At 69.6% G+C, this 21,108-nt stretch carries 15 protein-coding genes, 3 tRNA genes, 1 other RNA gene and 5 pseudogenes; 17 read left to right on the forward strand and 7 right to left on the reverse strand.

Annotated elements, in window-relative coordinates:
* A pseudogene (locus BW737_RS11635) lies at positions 1–502 on the reverse strand (hypothetical protein); the annotation flags it as partial.
* Between the two features lie 175 nt (positions 503–677).
* Between BW737_RS11635 and aspA the strand changes: the two are divergent.
* Positions 678–2,174, forward strand: a complete 1,497-nt coding sequence (gene aspA / locus BW737_RS11640; protein WP_086615707.1) for an aspartate ammonia-lyase — start codon at positions 678–680, stop codon at positions 2,172–2,174.
* A 39-nt stretch (positions 2,175–2,213) separates the two neighbouring features.
* Here the strand turns inward: aspA and aceE are convergent, their stop codons facing one another.
* Positions 2,214–4,967, reverse strand: a complete 2,754-nt coding sequence (gene aceE, locus BW737_RS11645) for a pyruvate dehydrogenase (acetyl-transferring), homodimeric type (RefSeq protein WP_086615708.1) — start codon at positions 4,965–4,967, stop codon at positions 2,214–2,216.
* Positions 4,968–5,264: 297 nt separating this feature from the next.
* Between aceE and BW737_RS11650 the strand changes: the two genes are divergently transcribed.
* The 4 genes from BW737_RS11650 (at position 5,265) to BW737_RS17025 (ending at position 6,568) form a co-directional block, all read left to right on the forward strand.
* Entirely contained in the window at positions 5,265–5,669 is a 405-nt protein-coding gene (locus BW737_RS11650; RefSeq protein ID WP_086615709.1) for a DUF3052 domain-containing protein, read from the forward strand.
* Positions 5,670–5,732: 63 nt separating this feature from the next.
* Positions 5,733–5,805 (forward strand) — tRNA-Val (locus tag BW737_RS11655).
* A gap of 26 nt (positions 5,806–5,831) precedes the next feature.
* The gene (locus tag BW737_RS17020; RefSeq protein WP_218961907.1) at positions 5,832–6,236 is read left to right on the forward strand and encodes a YdcF family protein; all 405 of its coding nucleotides are present in this window, start codon (positions 5,832–5,834) and stop codon (positions 6,234–6,236) included.
* Positions 6,233–6,568: a hypothetical protein gene (locus tag BW737_RS17025; protein WP_218961908.1), complete on the forward strand. Its 336-nt coding sequence runs from the start codon at positions 6,233–6,235 to the stop codon at positions 6,566–6,568. The genes BW737_RS17020 and BW737_RS17025 overlap by 4 nt, the downstream gene beginning before the upstream one ends.
* On the opposite strand, the pseudogene BW737_RS11665 reads toward BW737_RS17025, so the two are convergent.
* Positions 6,496–7,667: pseudogene (locus BW737_RS11665) on the reverse strand (aminotransferase class I/II-fold pyridoxal phosphate-dependent enzyme). The gene BW737_RS17025 and the pseudogene BW737_RS11665 sit on opposite strands and share 73 nt — an antisense overlap.
* 194 nt (positions 7,668–7,861) lie before the next feature.
* Here BW737_RS11665 and BW737_RS11670 point away from each other — a divergent pair.
* The 5 genes and pseudogenes from BW737_RS11670 (at position 7,862) to rnpB (ending at position 10,193) form a co-directional block, all read left to right on the forward strand.
* Positions 7,862–7,952, forward strand: a tRNA-Ile gene (locus BW737_RS11670).
* Positions 7,953–7,969: 17 nt separating this feature from the next.
* Positions 7,970–8,050: transfer RNA gene (locus BW737_RS11675), tRNA-Leu, on the forward strand.
* A gap of 20 nt (positions 8,051–8,070) precedes the next feature.
* A pseudogene (locus tag BW737_RS11680) lies at positions 8,071–8,939 on the forward strand (Nif3-like dinuclear metal center hexameric protein).
* A 65-nt stretch (positions 8,940–9,004) separates the two neighbouring features.
* Positions 9,005–9,739, forward strand: a complete 735-nt coding sequence (locus BW737_RS11685) for a zinc ribbon domain-containing protein (protein WP_086615710.1) — start codon at positions 9,005–9,007, stop codon at positions 9,737–9,739.
* A gap of 65 nt (positions 9,740–9,804) precedes the next feature.
* Positions 9,805–10,193: RNase P RNA component class A (gene rnpB / locus BW737_RS11690), an RNA gene on the forward strand.
* A gap of 143 nt (positions 10,194–10,336) precedes the next feature.
* On the opposite strand, the gene BW737_RS11695 is transcribed toward rnpB, so the two are convergent.
* Entirely contained in the window at positions 10,337–11,503 is a 1,167-nt protein-coding gene (locus tag BW737_RS11695; protein ID WP_257210782.1) for a hypothetical protein, read from the reverse strand.
* Between the two features lie 148 nt (positions 11,504–11,651).
* Positions 11,652–12,540, reverse strand: a pseudogene (gene map, locus BW737_RS11700) (type I methionyl aminopeptidase).
* Between the two features lie 69 nt (positions 12,541–12,609).
* Between map and BW737_RS11705 the strand changes: the two are divergent.
* On the forward strand, positions 12,610–13,374 hold the full coding sequence (locus BW737_RS11705) for a histidine phosphatase family protein (RefSeq protein ID WP_086615711.1): 765 nt from the start codon (positions 12,610–12,612) through the stop codon (positions 13,372–13,374).
* 20 nt (positions 13,375–13,394) lie between these two features.
* Here BW737_RS11705 and panB read toward each other — a convergent pair whose 3' ends face one another.
* Positions 13,395–14,183 (reverse strand): 3-methyl-2-oxobutanoate hydroxymethyltransferase, encoded by a 789-nt coding sequence (panB, locus tag BW737_RS11710; protein ID WP_338063922.1) that lies wholly within the window; start codon positions 14,181–14,183, stop codon positions 13,395–13,397.
* Positions 14,184–14,370: 187 nt separating this feature from the next.
* Positions 14,371–14,742, reverse strand: coding sequence for a hypothetical protein (locus BW737_RS11715; protein WP_086615713.1), 372 nt, complete (start codon positions 14,740–14,742; stop codon positions 14,371–14,373).
* Between the two features lie 89 nt (positions 14,743–14,831).
* Between BW737_RS11715 and BW737_RS18635 the strand changes: the two genes are divergently transcribed.
* The 6 genes and pseudogenes from BW737_RS18635 to BW737_RS11730 all read left to right on the forward strand — a co-directional run bounded on the left by BW737_RS18635 (position 14,832) and on the right by BW737_RS11730 (position 21,080).
* Positions 14,832–14,963, forward strand: coding sequence for a hypothetical protein (locus BW737_RS18635; protein WP_257210783.1), 132 nt, complete (start codon positions 14,832–14,834; stop codon positions 14,961–14,963).
* Positions 14,964–15,433: 470 nt separating this feature from the next.
* Positions 15,434–16,764 (forward strand): annotated as a pseudogene (gene glnA, locus BW737_RS11720) (type I glutamate--ammonia ligase).
* A 6-nt stretch (positions 16,765–16,770) separates the two neighbouring features.
* Positions 16,771–17,634, forward strand: a complete 864-nt coding sequence (locus BW737_RS20250; RefSeq protein WP_257210784.1) for a hypothetical protein — start codon at positions 16,771–16,773, stop codon at positions 17,632–17,634.
* Complete coding sequence (locus BW737_RS20255) at positions 17,631–19,880, forward strand: bifunctional [glutamine synthetase] adenylyltransferase/[glutamine synthetase]-adenylyl-L-tyrosine phosphorylase (protein WP_257210785.1); 2,250 nt, start codon at positions 17,631–17,633, stop codon at positions 19,878–19,880. Before BW737_RS20250 ends, BW737_RS20255 begins: the two co-directional genes overlap by 4 nt.
* Positions 19,868–20,386 carry a [protein-PII] uridylyltransferase family protein gene (locus BW737_RS20260; protein ID WP_476723625.1) on the forward strand — a complete coding sequence of 173 codons (519 nt, stop codon included), beginning with the start codon at positions 19,868–19,870 and terminating at the stop codon, positions 20,384–20,386. The genes BW737_RS20255 and BW737_RS20260 overlap by 13 nt, the downstream gene beginning before the upstream one ends.
* A gap of 100 nt (positions 20,387–20,486) precedes the next feature.
* On the forward strand, positions 20,487–21,080 hold the full coding sequence (locus BW737_RS11730) for a histidine phosphatase family protein (protein ID WP_257210786.1): 594 nt from the start codon (positions 20,487–20,489) through the stop codon (positions 21,078–21,080).
* The last annotated feature ends 28 nt before the right edge of the window (positions 21,081–21,108 follow it).

Consider the following 21,108-nt stretch of genomic DNA (forward strand, 5'->3'; position numbering starts at 1 on the left):
CGGCGAAGCCGACGTCGCGGCCGAAGGTGAGCACCCGCACCCGGACGGCATCATGCCCGGCGGCCGGGACGACGTTGGGCGCCTCCTCCTCGACGACGTAGACCTTGGCGGCGGCGAAGCCGACGTCGCGGCCGAAGGTGAGCACCCGCACCCGGACGGCATCATGCCCGGCGGCCGGGACGACGTTGGGCGCCTCCTCCTCGACGACGTCGACAACGGTGCGTACCAGCTCCAGGGTCTGCTCCAGTGTCACGGCGCCGGTCAGCGCGACCGGGGCGACATTGAAGATGCCGGAGGGATCCACCTCGGCGCCCCGCTCGCCAACGGAGTCCACGAACATGGTCACGCCCACCCGCGCCACCTTCTGGATCTGGTCGCGCGAGGCGGCTGACAGCGTGCGATACCAGGGGTGGGCTGCACTGATGCGATCCAGGGAGTGCTCGATGAGCGTGTTCTGCGCCTTCCGCAGGGCCGTGACGGCCGGGGCGCTGAGCTGGTCCATACGCCGATGCTAGCGGGCCTCGCCACCGGGCTGAATGCGTGCACGACGGCGCTGCGCGGCACCCGGGCGCGGGCGGGCCGGTAAGGTCGGCAGGGTGCGGGGCGGGCGCCGTCGACTCCCCGCGGGGTACCCCGGTCGACGACGGTGAGCGCCCCGTGGCGCGGACGGAGGAATCATGAAGCCAGCACCCACAGCCACCCGTACCGAGGAGGACCTGCTGGGCACCCGGCAGGTGCCCCTGGACGCCTACTGGGGGATTCACACCCTGCGCGCCACCGAGAATTTCCGCATCTCCAAGGAGACGGTGGGTGATCAGGAGGACTTCGTGCGCGGCATGGTGGAGGTCAAGCAGGCCTCGGCCCTGGCCAACAAGGAACTGGGCACCGTTGCCGCGGACATCGCCGATGCGATCGTGTGGGCCTGCGAGCAGGTGCTGAAGGCGGGGCGCTGTCTGGACCAGTTCCCGATCGACGTCTTCCAGGGCGGCGCCGGCACGAGCGTCAACATGAACACCAACGAGGTGATCGCCAATCTAGCGCTGGAGCACCTGGGCTTTGCCAAGGGCCGCTACGACATCGTCAACCCCAACGACCACGTCAACAAGTCCCAATCCACCAACGACGCCTACCCCACCGGCTTCCGGCTGGGCATGTACCGAGCCATAAACGGCCTGGAGATGGACCTGTGTGATCTGATCGACGCCCTGTTGGCCAAGGGCAAGGAGTTCGCGGACGTGCTCAAGATGGGCCGCACCCAGTTGCAGGACGCCGTCCCCATGAGCCTGGGCTCGGAGTTCCGCGCCTTCGCCGAGCTGCTGGACGAGGAGATCCCCCGGCTGATGAACAACTCGGCACTGCTGCTGGAGGTGAACCTGGGGGCGACGGCGATCGGCACCGGGCTGAACACCCCGCCCGGCTACCGGGAGACGGTGGTTGAACACCTGCGGGAGGTGACCGGGCTGCGGGTCACCGGCGCCCATAATCTGCTGGAGGCCACCGGCGACACCGGCGCCTACGTGTCCATGCACGCCGCCATCAAGCGCCTGGCGGTGAAGCTGTCCAAGATCTGCAATGACCTGCGGCTGCTGTCCTCGGGGCCGCGGGCGGGCCTGGCCGAGATTCGGCTGCCGGAGCGGCAGGCCGGCTCCTCGATCATGCCCGCCAAGGTCAATCCGGTCATCCCCGAGGTGGTCAACCAGGTCTGCTTCAAGGTGATCGGCAACGACCTGACGGTGACGATGGCCGCCGAGGCCGGGCAGCTGCAGCTCAACGTCATGGAGCCGGTGATCGCCCAGGCGTGCTTTGAGTCCATCCGCCTGCTGCGCCACGCGCTGGTGACGCTCAAGGACCTGTGCGTGGTGGGTATTCAGGCCAACGCCGAGGTGTGCCGCCGCAACGTCCTTAACTCCATCGGCATCGTCACCTACCTCAACGAGGTGATCGGCCACCACAACGGCGACCTGGTGGGCCGCGAGTGCGCCCGCTCGGGCCGCAATGTGCGCGAGGTGGTGCTGGAGATGGGACTGCTGGACGAAGCCACACTCGACGAGCTGCTCAGCCCGGAGAACCTGATGCGCCCCCGCTACCGGGACGCGCACTACTATTCCGGCTCCGACCCGGATGTGCGCGCGGTGGCGGAAGCCGAAGGCGATGCGGCGACGCCGGCAAGCTGAGATTCGCCGACGCCGCCGCACGGTTCATGACCGCAGTGCTCAGGCCTCCCCGCCCTGAGCGCCGGAGCGGCCCGCGGACACGTCCTCGAGCCGGTAGCGGGCGATCGCCTGCGCGAGCACGGCGCGATCCACCCGCCCCTGCGCGACCAGCGCCTGCAGCGCCTTGACGACGACGGACTCGGCGTCGATCAGGTAGTGACGGCGGGCAGCGGCGCGCGTGTCGGAGAAGCCGAAGCCGTCCGCGCCCAGGGTGTGGAAGTCGCCGGGAACCCAGGCGCGGATCTGGTCGGGGACCAAGTGGTCGAAGTCGCTGGTGGCGATGAACGGCCCGGAGGCGTCGGCCAGCGTGGCCGTCAGGTAGGGAACGCGCGCCGGGGAGTCCGGATGCAGGAAATTGTGCCGGTCGGCCTCCAGGGCCTCGCGGCGCAGCTCGTTCCAGCTGGTCACCGACCACACGGAGGCGCGCACGCCCCACTCCTCGACCAGCAGGCGGCGTGCCTCGCGGACCCAGGGCACCGCCACGCCGGAGGCGAGCAACTGCACCTCGGGCCCGTCGCCCTCGGGCGCGCCGTCCAGCCGGTAGATGCCCCGCAGGATCCCCTCAACGTCGACGCCGTCCGGCTCGGCGGGCTGGGAGATCGGCTCGTTGTACACGGTCAGGTAGTACATGACGTCCCGGTTGCGTCCGGTATCCGGCCCGTACCAGCGCTCCAGGGCGTCGCGCACGATGTGCCGGATTTCGTAGGCGTAGGCCGGGTCGTAGGTGACCACCGCCGCGTTGGTGGCCGACAGCAACGGGGAGTGGCCGTCCATGTGCTGGGTGCCCTCACCGGTCAGCGTGGTGCGGCCCGCCGTCGCCCCGATGATGAAGCCGCGGGTCAGCTGGTCTCCGGCCGCCCAGAACTGGTCGGCGGTGCGCTGGAACCCGAACATCGAATAGAAGATGTATACGGGGATCATCGGCTCGCCGTGGGTGGCGTAGCTGGTGCCGGCCACCTGGAACAGGGCCGCGGAACCGGCCTCGTTAATGCCGGTGTGCATGATCTGCCCAGCGGTCGACTCCCGGTAGGACAGCATCATCTCCGCGTCCACCGGCGTGTAATTCTGCCCCTGGGTGTTGAAGATCTTGCGCGTGGGGAACAGCGACTCCAACCCGAAGGTGCGCGACTCGTCCGGGACGATCGGCACGATGCGCCGCCCGATGTGCTCGTCCTTGATGAGTTCCTTGAGCAGGCGTACGAAGGCCATGGTGCTGGCCACCTGCTGCTTGCCGGAGCCGCCCTTGAGGATCTCGTAGGAGGCCTCGCCCGGCAGCTGCAGCTGCGTGCCCGGGTCGCGGCGCTCGGGCAGGAAGCCGCCCAGTTGCCGCCGGCGCTCAAGCATGTACACCAGCGCCGGGTCGTCGGGATCGGGCCGGTAGTAGGGCGGCAGCTTCGGGTTCGCCTCGAGCTCGGCGTCGGAAATGGGGATGTGCAGGCGGTCGCGCAGTCCCTTCAGATCCTCCAGGCCCAGCTTCTTCATCTGATGCGTGGCATTACGGCCGGCGAAGTGAGAGCCCAGCAGGTAGCCCTTGACGGTATGCGCCAGGATGACGGTGGGCTGTCCCTTGTGCTCGGTGGCGGCCTTATAGGCGGCGTACATCTTGTGATAGTCGTTGCCGCCGCGCTGCAGGGCCCAGATCTCCTCATCGGTCCAGTCCTCGACGAGCCTGGCGGTGCGCGGATCACGACCGAAGAAGTGCTCGCGCACGTAGGCGCCGTCGTTGGCCTTGAAGGTCTGGTAGTCGCCGTCGAGCGTCTCCATCATCAAATGCTCCAGCGCATGGTCCTTGTCGGCCGCGAGCAGCCGGTCCCAGCCGCGGCCCCAGATCACCTTGATGACGTTCCAGCCGGCGCCCTTGAAGCAGGCCTCCAGCTCCTGAATGATCTTGCCGTTGCCGCGCACCGGGCCGTCCAGGCGCTGCAGGTTGCAGTTGACCACAAAGGTGAGGTTGTCCAGCTGCTGGGAGGCGGCCAGCTGCAGCATGCCGCGGGACTCGGGCTCGTCCATCTCCCCGTCGCCCAGGAAGGCCCAGGTGTGCTGCGCGGAGGTGTCCTTGATGCCCGCGCCCTGAAGGTAGCGGTCGAACCAGGCCTGGTAGATGGCCTCGGCGGGCCCCAGCCCCATGGATACGGTTGGGAACTCCCAGAAGTCCTCCATGCGCCGCGGGTGCGGGTAGGAGGGCAGGCCACGGCCGCCGGCCGGGCGGGAGACCTCCTGCCGGAAGCCGTCCAGATCCGCCTCGCTCAAGCGGCCCTCGAGGAAGGCGCGGGCGTAGTTGCCGGGGGAGGCGTGCCCCTGGAAGAACACGTGATCGCCGCCGCCGGGGTGGTTTTTACCGCGGAAGAAGTGGTTGAAACCGACCTCGTACAGGGTGGCGGTGGAGGCGTAGGAGGAGATGTGCCCGCCAACGCCGATGCCGGGCCGCTGCGCGCGGGTGACCATGACGGCGGCATTCCAGCGCAGCCAGCGGCGGTAAGTGCGTTCGACCTCTTCGTCGCCCGGGTAGTACGGCTCGTCGATGACGTCGATGGTGTTGACGTACGGGGTGGTGGTCTGGGCGGGCACGGTCACGTTCTTGCGGCGCGCCTCCGCCAGCAGGTTCAGCAGGATGAAGCGAGCCCGGGGGCCGCCCCGCTGCTCGATGAGGGCATCGATCGAGTCTCGCCACTCAGCCGTTTCCTGCGGGTCATTGTCACCGACCTTGTGCAGCAGGCCGTCGATCAAGGGCGGGTTGTCGTTGGTGGGGCTCACGGAGATTCTCCTTCTTCGTATCCGCTACCAGCGGGCCTAATCTATGCGGTCCGGGCCCGGTGGCACACCCCCAATCGGGAACAAAGTCCCAGGTGAGGCGTGACGTCGAACACTTCATAATACGTGGGGATTCATAGAGGGTCGGCACTGAGTGCAAGGTCGTCCGCGCCATTCGGGCGTGTGCACTTGCACCGAGCGGGTCCGGTGCGATGGGCTATCCCTGTAGTCATTTCGGCGCGTCGCAGCCGCAGCGAGAAGCGGGCCATCCAGCCCAGGCACGGAATGGAGAGGACAACAGTGACGAGCACAGCGGCCGGAGCCTTCGGCTTCGCCCCCGGTCTCATCATCCAGGAGTTCGGATACGACGAAGACGTCGACGAGTCCCTGCGCCAAGCCGCCGAGGCGCAGACGGGCACCGAACTGGTCGACGAGGACTTCGAGGACGTCGCCGACTCCGCCATTATCTGGTGGCGCAACGACGACGGCGACATTGACGACCTGACGGACCTGTTGGTCGACGCCCAGACCAACCTCGATGGTGACGGCCTGGTTTGGGTACTCACCCCGAAGGCGCGCACCACCGGCGCGGTCGACGCCACCGAAATCGAGGAGGCGGCCCGCACCGCCGGCATGCACGCCACCTCGGCCGCCTCCATGGGTGAGCATTGGAGTGGCATCCGCATCTCCAGCCGCAGGCACTGAACACGCCGCGGTTGGCGTAGAGTATGTGCCCGCGCCACCGGTGAGCACGCCGGCGGCGCAAGCGGACCTGTAGCTCAGTTGGTAGAGCAACGCGTTTACACCGCGTAGGTCGTCGGTTCGAGCCCGGCCGGGTCCACCGCTTAAGGCTCTTCAGGAGTATGTGTGTTTCGTTTGCCCCAGCCCAAGCACTACTGGCGGGCGGTGGGTGTCGTCATCGGGGTGCTGACAGCCGCGGAGCTCGCCTCCTGGACGGCCTCCCACTGTCTGCTGGGTGAAGTCGACGCCGCCGGGGCCGTGCCCGGGGGAGAGGCGGTGGTGGTGCTCGGGCACGCCGACCTCGGCCCGACCGCCGGCAAGGATAACCGCCGTCGTCTGCGGGCCGGACTGCGCAGCCGGCGCCTGCCCGACTCCCGGCTGATCCTTTCCGGCGGGGCGGTGGCCGGGCCAGTGCCGGAGGCCGAACTCATGGCCCGGTACGCAACCGGCCGCCTCGGCTACACCGGGCCGCTGGAGCTGGAAACAGGCAGCCGCTCCACCTGGGAGAACATCGCCGCCGTCGCCCGATGATCGAGGACGCCGGTCGCATCATCATCGTCTCCGAGCCCGTGCATGCCCTCAAGGCGCGCCTGTTCCTACGCCGGCAGCGTCCCGATCTGGCGGCCCGGCTGGCTCGGGCGCGCGACTACCGGCCGGGGGAGGACCTGCTGCACAAGCCCGCCTCGGTGGCACTGGGGCTGGCGGACCTGGGATTGTCGGTGTGGGTGCCCGGTTGGGCCCGCAACTCCGCTACCGGCCTGGCCGGGGTGCGCCGCCTACTGGCATGCGGTCAGCTCAAGTGCTCCAGGAAGCCGGCCAAGCGATCCAGTCCCTCGCCGATCTCCTCCAGCGAGGCGGCGTAGGACAGGCGCACGTGCGTCTCCGCGGTGCGTACCCCGAAGTCGCGCCCGGGCGTCAGCGCCACATGCGCCTCCTCCAGCGCCCGCATGCAGAAGTCCCAGGACGACAGGCCCGTGTGGGAGACATCGAAGTAAATGTAGAAGGCGCCGTCGGGCTCCACCGGCACGTCCATGCCCAGCGTGCGCAACCGGTCCAGTGTCATCCCGCGGCGCTCCACCAGCTCCACTCGGCGCTCCTCACACAGTGCCAGCGAGGCCGGGGTGAATGCCTCCAAGGCGGCGAGCTGAGCCGGCGTCGGGGCACACAGGAAGTAGTTGACCGCCAGGTTGCGGGCCGGAACGACCAGCTCCTCCGGCACCACCAGCCAGCCCAGCCGCCAGCCCGTCATCCCGAAGTACTTCGAGAAGCTGGACACCACGATCGCATCCGGGTCTGTGGTGAGCACGCTGCGAGCCGGGCGCCCCTGCGCATCCGGATCCGCCAGGCCCAGGTAGATCTCGTCTACAATCCGCCAAGCCCCCCGCGCGCGTGCCGCCTCGCACAGCCTCCCCAGTTGATCGTACGGGATGGAGGTGCCGGTGGGGTTCGACGGCGTGGCCATCTGGACGGCGTTGGTGTACGGCGTCCAAGCGGTCTCCATGTACTCCAGACTCAACTGGTAGCGGGTCTCCGGGAAGGTGAGGGCCAGCACGACGCGGCCGCCGAAGGAGTCGACCAGCTCACGGTTGCACGGATAGCAGGGGTCAGCGATCACGACGTCATCGCCTGGCTCAGTGGTCAGGGCGGTGGCCAACAGCAGCGCAGATGAGGCGCCGGAGGTGATCAGAATGCGCTCCGGATCCACGACGGCGCCATGGTGACTGCGGTAGAAGTCCGCGATTGCCTGGCGCAGCGAGAGCAAGCCCTCGGCGGGCGTATACGGCAGATCCTGCCCGGCAACGTCACTGAGCGCCTGGCGCACCGCCGGTGGGGCCCGAAACTGGGCTCACCCAGGCTGAGCTTGGCCACCGGCTCGCCCCGCGCCTCGAGTTCGCGGGCGCGCGCACCGATACTCATGGCGTGAAATGGCGATGCGGAGGCGGCGCGCTGCGCGGGTTTCATGGTTCTCTTTCAGGACATGCGTGCCAGGACGGACGCGCGGCAGAAGTAGATCGGGATAGCTAAGGCTAAGCCCGCCTGGCACGGGATGCACGGGCGGCGGGGTGGGAACTTCGCCACCCCGGTGCTGATAAGCTCTACGCCGTCGGCCCTTCCGCCGACGCCGAAGCGGCTCCCGCACTGGGGGCCCTTATCACGCCCCCTTAGCTCAGTGGTTAGAGCAGCGAGCTTATACCTCGTCCGTGCCTGATAAGCACATGGTCCTGGGTTCGAATCCCAGAGGGGGTACCGGATTGCAGATGCTGGCCCCTGTGGTGGAACGGTAGACACGGCGACCTTAAAAGTCGCTGCCTGAGGGCGTGCGGGTTCGATCCCCGCCAGGGGCACCGCCCGCTAATCTGACCCCATGACTCAGTCTCCCGACGCCGCCGCGGCGGCCGCAACCAGCGGAAACCTGACCGTCGGGGAGGTGGAGGCACTGCTGCGCGCGGCCGCCCCGCCGCAGCTGGCGGAGTCGTGGGACTCCAACCGACTGATCTGCGGTGACCCGGACGAGCCGGTGCACAGCGTGCTGCTGGCCGTGGATCCGGTCGCCGCCGTCGTCGACGAGGCCATCGAATGCGGGGTGGACATGATCATCACCCATCACCCCCTGTACCTGCGCGGCACCGACCACGTCTCCGCGACCGACCCGAAGGGAAGGTGGTGCACCGCCTGGTGCGAGCCGGGATTGCGCTGGCGAACGCTCACACCACGCTAGATGCCGCCCACGGAGGGGTGGCCGCCGCACTCGCCGAGCGGGTCGGCCTGCAAGACACTCGTCCCCTGGAGCCCAATCCCGCGGACCCGACCCAGGGCATCGGGCGGGTGGGCAAGCTCCCGGAACCCACCCGGCTGCGGGACTTCGCCGCCGCCGTCGCCGCCGCGCTGCCGGACTGTGCGCCCGGGCTGCTGGTGGGCGGCGAACCGGACGCCGTCGTCGAGACGGCCGCCGTCTCCGGTGGCGCCGGTGACTCGCTGCTGGCGGCCGCCCGCGCCGCCGACGTTGACGTGTTCCTGACCGCCGACTTGCGGCACCACCCGGCCAGCGAGCACCTCGAGGCCGGCCGGCCCTACCTGCTGTGCGGCACGCACTGGGCCACCGAATGGGTCGGGCTGCCGCCGCTGGCGGCCCGACTCGAGGCGGCGGCGCACGCGTGCGGGCATAGACTCTTCACGCAGGTGTCGCAGATCGTCACCGACCCGTGGGCGCTGCGTCTGAGCACCGGTTGCTGAACCGGCGCGGATGCAGCCCTTCAGAATTCGATACTTACCCCGACTGACCAGCGAAGGATCAAGCCGTGACCAGCGCCCCCCTCAGCCAGCAGCGCCTGCTCATCGACCTGCAGAGGCTCGACTCGCAGCTCGCCCGCCTCACCCACGAGCGCAAGCACCTGCCCGTGTTGGAGCGCATCGAGGCCACGGTGCAGCAGCTGAAGGTCAATCGTCGTCGCGCGGTGGTAGCCGCGGCCGCCCTGGATGAGGCGCAGGCCAACGCCAAGACGCGCGAGGAGGAAGTGGAGCAGGTGGTGCGTCGGGCGCAGGTGCTGCGCGAGCGGCTGTCCTCCGGCGCGGCCGCCGCACGCGATCTGCCGGCGATCCAGTCGGAGATCGACCAGCTGGGGCGACGTCAGGCGGTGCTGGAGGAAGCACAGATCGCCGCCATGGAGCAGCTGGAGGCCGCGCGCGCCGAGGTGGATGCCGCCGCCGCGGAGGAGACGGCGATCCGCGCCGGCGGGCGCGAGCTGACGGCCTCCCGCGACGCCGACTTCGCCAGACTCGACGCCGAAATCGCGGACGCCCGCGGCAAGCGCGCCGATCTCGCCGCGACGATCGGCGACGCGCTGCTGGCCGAGTATGAGGCAGTGCGCAAGTCCACCGGCGGTTTGGGGGCCGTGGCCCTGTACGGGCGCCGCGTCGAGGGCGGCAGCGTGGAGATCAGCCCGCAGGAGCACGCTCGGATCGCCGCCGCGCCGCAGGACCAGGTCATTCACGCCGAGGAGAACGACGTGATCGTGGTCCGCATGGAGGACTGAGCGCCGGGTTCGCCGGGCCGGGCTACCCCACGGGCGAGCCGGTCGTCTAAAATCGCCGCTGCGGACGAGCCGACCGGGCGGCCGCGGTACCGCCGGGAAGCCGGCGGATCGAGGAACGTCCGGGCTCCACAGAGCAGGGCGGTGGCTAACAGCCACCCGGGGTGACCCGCGGGACAGTGCCACAGAAAACAAACCGCCGGCATCTGCCGGTAAGGGTGAAACGGTGGGGCAAGAGCCCACCAGCGTGACGGGTGACCGCCACGGCTAGGTAAACCCCGCCCGGAGCAAGACCGCGCAGCAGGTGCCCGCCGTCAGGCGGAAAGAGCTGCTCGCCCGAGCCTGCGGGTAGGTCGCGTGAGGCCACCGGCAACGGTGGTCCAAGATGGATGGTCGCCACCGCCATGCCGGTAACGGCGGGCGGCAACAGAACCCGGCGTATAGGTCGGCTCGCCCGCGCCCCCACCTGGAGCGGGCGTTATCGCGCACGGCGGTGCGCCTCTGGTTTTCCCTGCCCGCAACGACGGCGACGGCGGTCCCGCCGAGTAGCGGGGCCGCCGTCGCCGGTGTAGTAACCGAGTCGGAGCCGGTCAGCTGGTGTCAGAAGGACTTCGCGTCCATGTACCGCTCGTCATTGCCGTAGTAGCCCTTGACGGCGAACTCGCCCCTCTGCTCCTTGGCGTCTTCCTCGCTGAGGATGAACGTGATGTAGCCGGTGGCGCTACCCCCGTCGCGCGGCATGTCCTGCTGCCGGAACTCGCTGTCGACGTACACGTAGGTTGCCTCGGTGGAGTTGCCGTCCTTGACGAAGTCGACCGTCAGGTCGTAGGAGTCCATCTTGCCCTTGCCGTGGTACGTAACCGTCACAGGGACACGCATGTAGACATTGCCGCTGCCCGGGTCGTCATACAGGTACTTGCCTGCCTCGGACTCGATGTCCGACGTAGCGTCCCACTCGACCGAGCCGATCTTGACATCGAAGGACGCGTCCGGGTCATCCTCATAGTCACCAGCCTCGAAGGTGAACGTGTCACGCTCCGGGTCGGCCGGGTCATCCATGGTCAGGCCGACGTCCGACGACGAGCCGGAGTTGTCCGAGTCGTCGTCATCGTCGGTGGTGTCATCAGTGGTGTCATCAGTGGCGTCATCGGTGGCCTCGTCGGTGGCGTCGCCTGACGGGTCGTCCGAGTTGTCACTGCCGCGGGAGGAGGACACGGAGGTCGGACGAGCGACGGGCTCGTCGTCGCCGCCGGTCAGTGCCACGATCAAGCCGATCACCAGTGCCAGCACGACCACGGCGATGATGGTCCAGAACCACCACTGCTTGGTCACCGGCTTCTGGCCGCCGGGAGTGCCGCCCTGACCGACGTCGATCGGTTGCCAGCCGGCGGCCTGCGGGGAGGCACCCGGGTTTGACTGCTGGTTGTGGTACGGCGTGGGGGACTGGGCGTAGTCCATGCTGGCCGCGTACGGACTGGTGCTGCCGGCATAGTCGCCGGAAGGAGCCGATGCCGACTGGCCGGTCGGATCCGCCACCGGAGCGGATGAGCTGGAAGGCGCCTGGCCAGGGGCCCAAGCGGCCTCGGCGGAACCGGCCTGCGGGGTCGAGCCGGCGGAGGCGCCGGGGGCGGAGTCCTCGACCCACAGCTGCCAGCCCTCGGGGGCTGGGCCCCAGGCGGGATCGGGCTGCCAGCCTGGGGGCGGGGTGAACCCTCGGGGGGCGCCGGCCAGTTCGGTGGCGGGTTGAAGCGCAGTGCCATCAGTCAATACCTCCGGGAAGCGGGGATGCGGTTTGTCACGCGATGCCGCGATCAACGGTCGCGGACGGATCACAGACGTGAATGTACACGCGCATCGGTGATTTCAGTGCATCTGTCTCAGCCCCGGGGATGGGTAGCACTACCCCAAATACGGCTCAGGGGAGCGTGAGGATGTCGGCGCCGTCCTCCGTGACCACCAGCGTGTGCTCGAACTGGGCCGTGCGCGATCGGTCCTTGGTAACCACCGTCCAACCATCGTCCCACTGCTCCCAGTCCTCGGTGCCCAGCGTGAGCATCGGCTCAATGGTGAAGACCATGCCTACCTCCATGACGTTGTCGAAGCGGGGGGCGGAGTCGTAGTGGGGGATGATCAACCCGAGTGGAAGGCCTCGCCGACGCCGTGACCGGTGTAGTCGCGCACCACCCGTAGTCGAAGCGCTTGGCGTACTTCTCGATGACCCGGCCGATCACGTTGACTTCGCGCCCCGGCCTGACGGTCCTGATGCCGCGCTCCATGGCGATGCGGGTGCGCTCGATCAGCAGCGCCGTCTCCTCATCGACCTCGCCTACCGGGTAGGTGGCGTTGGTATCGCCGTGCACGCCGTCGAAGTACGCCGTCACATCCAGGTTGATCAGGTCCCCCTCCTGCAGGACGGTGGAGTCGGGGATGCCGTGGCAGATCACCTCGTTGATGGAAGTGCAGATGGACTTCGGGAAGCCCATGTACCCCAGGCAGGACGGGTAGGCGTGGTGGTCGCACATGTACTCGTGGGCGATCCGGTCCAGCTCGTCGGTGGTGACCCCAGGTGCGATCGCCTTGGCGGCCTCCGCCATGGCGCGTGCCGCAATCCGCCCCGCGGCCCGAATCCGCTCGACCGTCTCGGCATCCTTGACGTCCGAGGCGGTGACCCGCTCCGGGCCGTCGTGGAACATGTACTCGGGACGGGCGATGGTGGCGGGCACGTGCCGTTCGGGGGTGAGAACGCCTTTGGTGAGGGTGCCGCGCGGCGCCCGGTCCGCGAGCAGGGTGGTCGCTGTAGTCATGGCGCCAGCATAGGAGCCATGCGGGCAGTGGATCCCACGCCAAACTGTGCACTGCCATACGATTGCTGCATGGCGATGATCTACTTCGTGCGGCACGGCCGTACCGTCCTGAACGAGCAGCGCCGCACGCAGGGGCGGTCAGATTCGCCGCTGACGCCGGAGGGTCGCGTGGGCGCCGAGATCTGCCGGGACTACCTCGCCGCCGTCCCCTTCACCCGCGCCTACTTCAGCCCCCAGGGGCGCGTGCAGGAGACCGGCGGCATCCTGCTGCAGGCCCACCCCGGCATCACCCCGGTGAATCTCACGGGCCTGCGCGAGTACAACTACGGCATCTACGACGGCGGGCCCGACCCGGTCATGCACGCCGCCCTGCCCGCGGAGCAGCACCTGCCCGCCGTCCTGGCCGGCGTGCACCCCGGCGCGCCCGACGGCATCACGGCCCGCGACTACCTGGCCGACGTCGACGGCGCCATCGCCCGCGTCATGGCCGACCTGCGTGCCGCCGCCGAGGCCGGGCACGACGCGGAGAATGTGCTGGTGGTCTCCCACGGTATGACCCTGATGACCATCATGGCCCGCTGGGTGGGACCGCAGATCTATGACATGGGGCCCATGGCCAACTGTGCGGTGACCACCGTGGAGGTGACGCCGACCGTCGTCGACGGCGCCCCACGGCTGCTCGCCTGGGCGGAGGACCCCGGCGACCAGGGGGTCACCTACCCGGTGCGGGACTTCAGCGATGCCTTCGCGGGGGTAGTGCCCGTGCCCATCGATTGGGAGCACCCGGAGGGGCTGCCGGCTCGGCAGCCGATCCCCGGGGCGACCGAGGCATGACCTCGGCGGATACGCCGCCCTTACGCCTTGAAGCTCTCGGCCGAGCCCGGGAAGGAGCCGTTGTGCACGGCCGCGTTGTAGTCCTGCGCGGCCTGCTGCAGGGCCCGGCCGACCTCGCCGAAGCGCCGCACGAAACGCGGGGTCCAGTCGGTCATGCCGGCCATGTCCGTCCACACCAGCACCTGGCCGTCGCAGCGGACTCCGGCGCCGATGCCGATCGTGGGCACCGGAACCGCCTCGGTGATCCGCGCCGCCACCGGCTCGGGCACCATCTCCAGGACGATGGCGATTGCCCCGGCCTCCGCCAGCGCCGCCGCGTCGGCCAGTAGTGCCTCCTGTGCGTCCTCCCCGCGGCCCTGCACCCGGAAGCCGCCGAGCTTGTTGACCGACTGGGGGGTGAAGCCGAGGTGCCCCACCACCGGTATGCCCGCGTCGGACAGGAGCTTGATCGTCTGCGCGCGGGGTCGGCCGCCCTCGAGCTTGACCGCGTTGGCCCCCACCCGCATGAGTCGCACCGCGCTGGCCAGGGCCTGCTCCGGGCCGGTCTCATAGGTGCCGAAGGGCAGATCCGCCACCACCAGTGCCCGAGTGGCGGCGCGGGCCACCGAGCGGGTGGCCACCACCATCTCGTCCAACGTCACCGGCATGGTCGAGTCATAGCCGAGCATCACATTGCCCAGTGAGTCGCCCACGAGCAGCATGTCGGTGCCGGCGGCGTCGAGGATGCGGGCGGTGATGGCATCGTAGGCAGTGAGCATCGTCAGCTTCTCGCCCCGCTGCTTCGCGCCGACCAAGTGATGGACGCGCACCTTCTTGACCTGCGCAATCTGGCGCTCCGTTGCGGCCGGAGCGGTGACCTCGGCGGGGGCGGCGTCTGCGGATGACTGGTCAGCGGAAGTGCTCATGCCCGGAGCCTACTCGCCGGGGCTATCCCTTAACGGCCACGATGGGCAGCGGCGCCCCGGCGGTGGCGCTAACGCCCATGAGTGTCAGGGTCTACGAGTCCTTGTCCCAGCTCACCGGGACTTGGAGCCCGCCGTTGGCGTATGTCCACTGGAACGAGCTGAGCATGTCGTCCTCGTCGACCTCGGCCGGGATTGACAATGCCATCCCGCCGTTTTCATCATCGCGTAGGAGCAGGGTTTCCTCTGCGTTGTACTCGGTGATTGTGAGGTTGCCACCCGTGAGAGACCAGTTGCCGGTCGTGGACGAGGTGATGTCGGGGCAGGCGGCGTCCACGGACCAGGTGCCGTCGTCGTTGACCGTCAGTGTGACGGTTCGCTCGCCGTCCTCTTTTCGTTGAAATTCCAACGATTCGTGAATCCGGGTTGAAGTTGCTACGACGCTCCCGTGTGCGTCGGAGGCCATGGCGCACGCAGGAGATCCGCCCGTTCCTCGGCCCCGCGGGGAAAACCGCGTAATCATGCGGATGACGTAATCAAGTCCGATCCTTGAGCGTGTGCCGAAGCGAGAGCCGGTACGAACTGGACTTCCCCGCCTATGCGCTGCGCCGTCTTGAGGTCACTGACGAGACGGCGGTCCTGGGGATGCTCCCGACCGGAGTCATCGGCGTGAATGTGTATGCGTGATCGGGATATTTCGTTGAGATGGTCGGGGAAAGCCAGGTCTTATCGGGGGTGGGGCATGACCCGGCACGCCTCCCGGCGACACAGCCGAACCACACATATTCGTGCCGATAACCAGTGTCGTGCGGGGTGTCGGTGACGCTCACCTCGCCTCTATGTACTTACTGCACGACCTCGGGCCGCGTTCCACGACCTTGGTGTGTGTTGCACGACCTCGGGGTGGTCGTGCAACACACACCAAGGTCGTGCAGTGTCGCCGAGGGTCGTGCAAAGCACCGCCTCCGCACGTCGTCGAGCTAAAGCGCACGTCCGCGCCGATAACCCGCGAATGGTCGTGCCCAGCCACGCCCGCCGCACCGGCGCGCGAAACTCGCGCGACTCAAGCAGCCGATAGGCTGGACCGCGAAGCACGCGGTGGCGGTGCCCTACCGGACGCCCCTACCCGCACCACGCAAGGAGGCATCGCCAGCATCATGGACAAGCAGCAGGAATACGTGCTCCGCGCCATTGAGGAACGCGACATCCGCTTTATCCGCCTGTGGTTCACCGACGTGCTCGGGCAACTCAAGTCGGTTGCCATCGCCCCCGCCGAGGTCGAGGGCGCCTTCGAGGAGGGCATCGGCTTCGACGGCTCCGCCATTGAGGGACTCACCCGCGTGTTCGAATCCGACATGCTGCTGTCCCCGGACCCCTCCACTTTCCAGATGCTGCCCTGGCGGGAGGAGGTCAACAGCGTCGCCCGCATGTTCTGCGACGTACTCACCCCCGACGGCGAGCCCGCCCGCACCGACCCGCGCGCCGTGCTCGAGCGGCAGCTCGCCCGCGTGGCCGACGCCGGCTTCACCTGCTACGTGCACCCCGAGATCGAGTTCTACCTGGTGGACCGCGACAGCGACGGACGCATCATTCCCACCGACCACGCCGGCTACTTCGACCATGTGCCCGGCGGAACCGCACACGAGTTCCGCCGCCACGCCATCCTCATGCTCGAACAGATGGGCATCTCGGTGGAGTTCTCCCACCACGAGGGCGGTCCCGGCCAGAACGAGATCGACCTGCGCTTCGCCGACGCACTGTCCATGGCCGACAACATCATGACCTTCCGCGCCGTGGTCCAAGAGGTCGCCCTGCAGGAGGGCTGCGAGGCCACGTTCATGCCCAAGCCCTTCGTCGGCCAGCCCGGAAGCGGCATGCACACGCACTTCTCCCTGTACGAGGGCGATCACAACGCCTTCCACGACCCGGCGGGACAGTACCAGCTGTCCGCCACCGGACGGGCGTTCGTCGCCGGCCTGCTGCACCACGCCACCGAGATCTGCGCAGTGACCAACCAGCACGTGAACTCCTACAAGCGGCTGTGGGGCGGGGACGAGGCCCCCAGCTACGTGTGCTGGGGCCACAACAACCGCTCGGCCCTGGTGCGTGTTCCCATGCACAAGCCCGGCAAGGCCCAGTCCGCCCGCGTGGAGTTCCGCGGCATCGACTCCTCCGCCAACCCGTACCTGGCCTTCGCGTGATTCTCGCCGCGGGCATGAAGGGCATTGAGGAGGGGTACGAGCTTCCCGCCGAGGCGGAGGACACCGTGTGGGCCCTGTCCGAGTTGGAGCGCAAATCGCTGGGTATTGGCGCACTGCCCACCTCGCTGAAGAGTGCCGTGGCGGCCATGGCCGAATCCGACCTGGTGGCCGACACGCTGGGGGAGGACGCGTTCGAGTTCTTCCGCCGCAACAAGCGCCGTGAGTATCTGGCCTACGACGCCCAGGTCACGGACTTCGAACTCAGCCAGTTCTTCCCGAAACTGTGATGACCCGTGCCCACCAACCGTGAAGCGGCGCACGAACAGCGGGGGGCCCGCCCCGGCGCACCCACCGACCGCGGCGGCCCAACCCTGACCGGGCGCGGTCAGTGGCCCAGCACGCGCGCCCGGCTCCTGTGGGCGGGCTTCGCCGAGGTCGAACGCGCCTACGGCCTGCTCACCGACCCGGCGCTGGCCCCCCTGCTGCCCGCGGTTCCCCCGGCGCCCGCCGCCGACACCGCAGAACTGCCCGCCCTCGACTCCGCGCGCCAGCGACTGGTGGACGAGCTCGGCCGCACCGCCGACCCGGACCTAGCCCTGCTCGCCCTGGTCCGTCTGGCGGAGGCCTCCACGGTTATCGGCGGTTCGGAGCCCCCGGGCACCGCACCCACCGCCGAGCCCGCTGCCGGGCCGGATGCTGCACCGGCCGATGCTGACGGCGTGGGCGCCCCCGCCCGCACGTTGGCCCGGCTGCTGCGCCTGGAGCCCGATGCCGAGCCCCAGGATGCCGGGGCGGCTCATACGGAGGCCGCCGACCCCGACGAAGCGGAGCTCAGCGCCCACCGCCGCCGTCTGCTGGCCGTGCTCGGCGCCTCCCAGGCGCTCGGTGACTTCCTGATCTCCCATCCCGAGCACGTGGAGGCGCTCGCCCCCGCCCACGCCTGGGACGCCCCCGGGCAGCCCGACGCCGCCACCACCCTGCACGACGCCGTCGATGCGGTACTCGCTAACACCCCCACCCCCCTTTCCGAGGCGCTTACCGGCCGCGCCATCAGCGCCCTGCGTGTGGCCTACCGCGACCGTCTGCTCGCCATAGTCGCCGACGACCTGACCTCCGAAAGCCCGCTGGCGCACCTGCCCACGGCATGCGGCGCATGAGTGACCTGGCCGACGCCGCCCTGGAGACCGCCCTGACCATCGCTCGGGCCCTCTTGGGGCCCGCCGCCGCGGACGTGGCCATGGCGATCATCGCCATGGGCAAGACCGGCGCCCGGGAGCTGAACTACATCTCCGACGTCGACGTCGTCTACGTGGTCGGTCCCGCCTACCGGCACGACGCCGACCAAGCGGCGGGGCCGGTCGACGCTGAACCGGACGAGGAGACCGTCCTGCGGGTGGGGGCGCAGCTCGCCACCGAGATCGCCCGCATCACCTCCGCGTCGGGCGCCGAGCCGCCCCTGTGGCCGCTGGATACCGCGCTGCGTCCCGAGGGCAAGGACGGGGCGCTGGTGCGCACCCTGGACTCGCACCTGACCTACTACCAGCGCTGGGCCTCCTCCTGGGAGTTCCAGGCGCTGCTCAAGGCACGCGCTTGCGCCGGCGACCGTCAACTCGGCGCCGCCTACGAGGCCGGCGTCGCGCCACTGGTGTGGTCGGCCAGCCAGCGTGAGAACTTCGTTGACGACGCGCGCGCCATGCGTCGCCGGGTCGAGACCGAGTCCGCACAACCGGGCCCCGACGACCGCCGCATCAAACTCGGCCCCGGCGGCCTGCGCGACGTGGAGTTCACCGTGCAGCTGTTGCAACTGGTGCACGGCCGCGCCGACGCGCGCCTGCGGGTACGCGGAACCCTGGACGGGCTTGCGCAGCTGTCCGCCGGGGGCTATGTAGGGCGCGCCGACGCCGCTGAGCTGGCGGACTGCTACCGGATGCTGCGGCTGCTGGAGCACCGCGCCCAACTGCTGCGCATGCGCCGTACCCACGACCTGCCGGCCGCCGAGGCCGACCTGCGCCGCATCGGGCGGAGCATCGACCGCAGGCGCCTGAAGGACGCCGACGCGGTGCGCGAGCTATTCCATCGAGTGCGTCGCCGGGTGCGGGCCCTGCACGAGGAGATCTACTACCGGCCGCTGCTGTCCGCCGCCGCCAGCCTGACCACCGAGCAACTCACCCTCACCCCGGCCGCCGCGCGCGAGCGTCTGGCCGCCTTCGGCTACCTCGACCCCGACGGCGCGCTGCACCACATCCAGGCGCTCACCGAGGGCGTCAGCCGCCGTGCGGCCATTCAACGTCAGCTGCTGCCCGTGATCATCGGCTGGATCGGGCAGGGCCCCGACCCCGACCATGGGCTGCTATCCTTCCGCCGCCTGTCAGAGTCCATCGGCGGCTCCCACTGGTACCTGGCCATGTTGCGGGATTCTCCGGTGGCCGCGCGGCGCCTGTGCCAGGTGCTTGCCGGCGCCCGCTGGACCACCGACCGCCTGGCCGAGCGTCCGGAGTCGATCGCCTGGCTCGACGACGACGCCGAATTGGCCGCCCGCCCACCCGGCGCGATCTGCTCCGAGACCGAGCGGATACTGCGCCGTCGCTCCTTCACCGCCACGGACTCAGCCGGCATCGAGCAGCAGGCCGCGGAGGCAATCCATGCGGTCATGGGGGTGCGCACGCGTGAACTGATCCGCGCGGCCCTGGCCGATTCGCTCGATGGCGTGGATCCCGGTCGCACCGCTCGCATCCTCGGAGACGCCACCGAAGCCGTCCTGGGGGCCGCCCTGACGGTGGCCACCGGCCTGGTGATCGCCCAGCGGGACGGGCTGGCCGCCGTCGCCGCCGGCCCGGATGCCGAGGGTGCTTGGCCCGGCGCCGCCGCCCGCCATGCGCTGATCGCTATGGGCCGGCTGGGCGGGCGGGAGATCACATACACCTCCGACGCCGATGTGCTGTTCGTGCACGAGCCGCGCCCCGGCGCCGAACCCGGCCTGGCCGCAGCCGAGGCGGAGGCGGTCGCCAAGTGGGTGACCCGCCTACTGGCCCAGGCACGCCCCCACCCGCTGGAGGTGGACACCGGACTGCGTCCCGAGGGGCGTCAGGGGCCGGTCTCCCGCTCCCTGGATTCCTACGCCGAGTACTACCAGCGCTGGGCGTCGGTGTGGGAGCGGCAGGCGCTGCTGCGCGCCCGACCCTGTGCCGGTGACCGCGACCTGGGGCGGCGCTTCGAGGCGCTGATCAACCCGCTGCGCTGGAGTCCGGACGGGCTCGACGATGCCGGGCTGCGGGAGATCCGTCGTCTGAAGGCACGCATGGAGCGGAGCGGCTGCCGCGCGGAGCCGACCCCAGCCGGCACGTCAAGCTCGGACCGGGCGGTCTGTCCGACGTCGAATGGTCGGCCCAGGTGCTGCAGCTGACTCGGGCGGCACAGGTGCCCGGGCTGCGCACCACCTCCACGCTGGAGGCCCTGTCCGCCGCCACCCAGGCGGGATTACTCGGCGTGGACGAGGCCGGCAAGCTCACCGCCGCCTGGGTGCTGGCCTCCCGGGTGCGGGCCGCCACGGTGCTGGGCACCGGCCGCGAGGGCGCCAGCCGGGTGGAGGTACTGCCCACGGATCCGCGTGAAATCCGTCTGGTCGGCCGCCTGCTGGGGCTGTCCGCCGGCAGTGAACGGGACCTGGAAGACATTTACCGGCGCACTGCCCGCCACGCCCGGCGGGTGGTGGAACACGTCTTCTTTGACGACGCCGCTCCCGGCCGGCCGACCGCGCCCCCGGCCCCGGCGGGCGGTAGTCCGGCGGGACCGCGCGGGAGCGGGCGGGTCCACGCGGGCAGTGCCGGCGTCACGGGGGACAGTACCGGGGCCGCCAGGCCGCGTCCCCCCAGACGCCCCCGCGGTGCCGGCCCCTACCCCTGGTCCTGAGCCGGTGCGACATCGACCTCGGTACGCGAGCCTGGCAGTATAGGCCCGTGAAGCTTCTGCTAGTCCGCCACGGTCGCACTATTGCCAACGTCGCCGGTGCTTGGACACCGCCTTCCCCGGCAACTCCCTGGACGCCGTCGGGATGGAACAGGCCTCGCTGCTGCCGGGTCGCCTGGCGTCCAGCGGAGACCTGGACGCAATCTCCTCGCTGTGGGTGTCCCCGATCCAGCGGGCCCGCGAGACGATCGCCCCCATTGAGCAGGCCACCGGCCTGGCCGCCCGCATCCGCCCCGGTCTGCGCGAGGTGTTGGCCGGCGACATCGAGATGAACACCGACCTCCGCTCGGTGGCCTGCTACACCGACACCACCCGCTCCTGGATGGTGGGGCGCACGGCGGCCCGCATCCCCGGCAGCCCGGAGGACGGGGCAGATACCTTCGCCCGTTTCAACGCCGTCGTGGAGGAGATCTACAACTCCACCCGCACCGGCGGTACCGCGCTGCTGGTGGCCCACGGCACCGTCCTGCGCCTGTGGACGGCGCTGGCCGCGGCCGTCGGCGGGGGAGTGGACCCCGCGTGGATTGCGGACCACCCGATGCGCAACACGGCGGTCAGCGTGGTCGAGGGTGACCCCAATGGTTGGCGGCTGGTCGACTGGGACGAGGGCACCTGGCGGGCCGACGCCGTCGGCTGAGCCGAAAAGAGCGCCCCGGAGCGATGCG

The organism is Actinomyces ruminis (assembly GCF_002154335.2).
Lineage (GTDB): Bacteria > Actinomycetota > Actinomycetes > Actinomycetales > Actinomycetaceae > Actinomyces > Actinomyces ruminis.

Coding starts and splice junctions, on each gene's coding strand:
- aspA (WP_086615707.1), top strand. CDS start 678: ATGAAGCCAGCACCCACAGCCACCCGTACCGAGGAGGACCTGCTGGGC.
- BW737_RS17025 (WP_218961908.1), top strand. CDS start 6,233: ATGATCGAGGACGCCGGTCGCATCATCATCGTCTCCGAGCCCGTGCAT.
- BW737_RS11705 (WP_086615711.1), top strand. CDS start 12,610: ATGGCGATGATCTACTTCGTGCGGCACGGCCGTACCGTCCTGAACGAG.
- BW737_RS11715 (WP_086615713.1), bottom strand. CDS start 14,742: ATGGCCTCCGACGCACACGGGAGCGTCGTAGCAACTTCAACCCGGATT.
- BW737_RS20255 (WP_257210785.1), top strand. CDS start 17,631: ATGAGTGACCTGGCCGACGCCGCCCTGGAGACCGCCCTGACCATCGCT.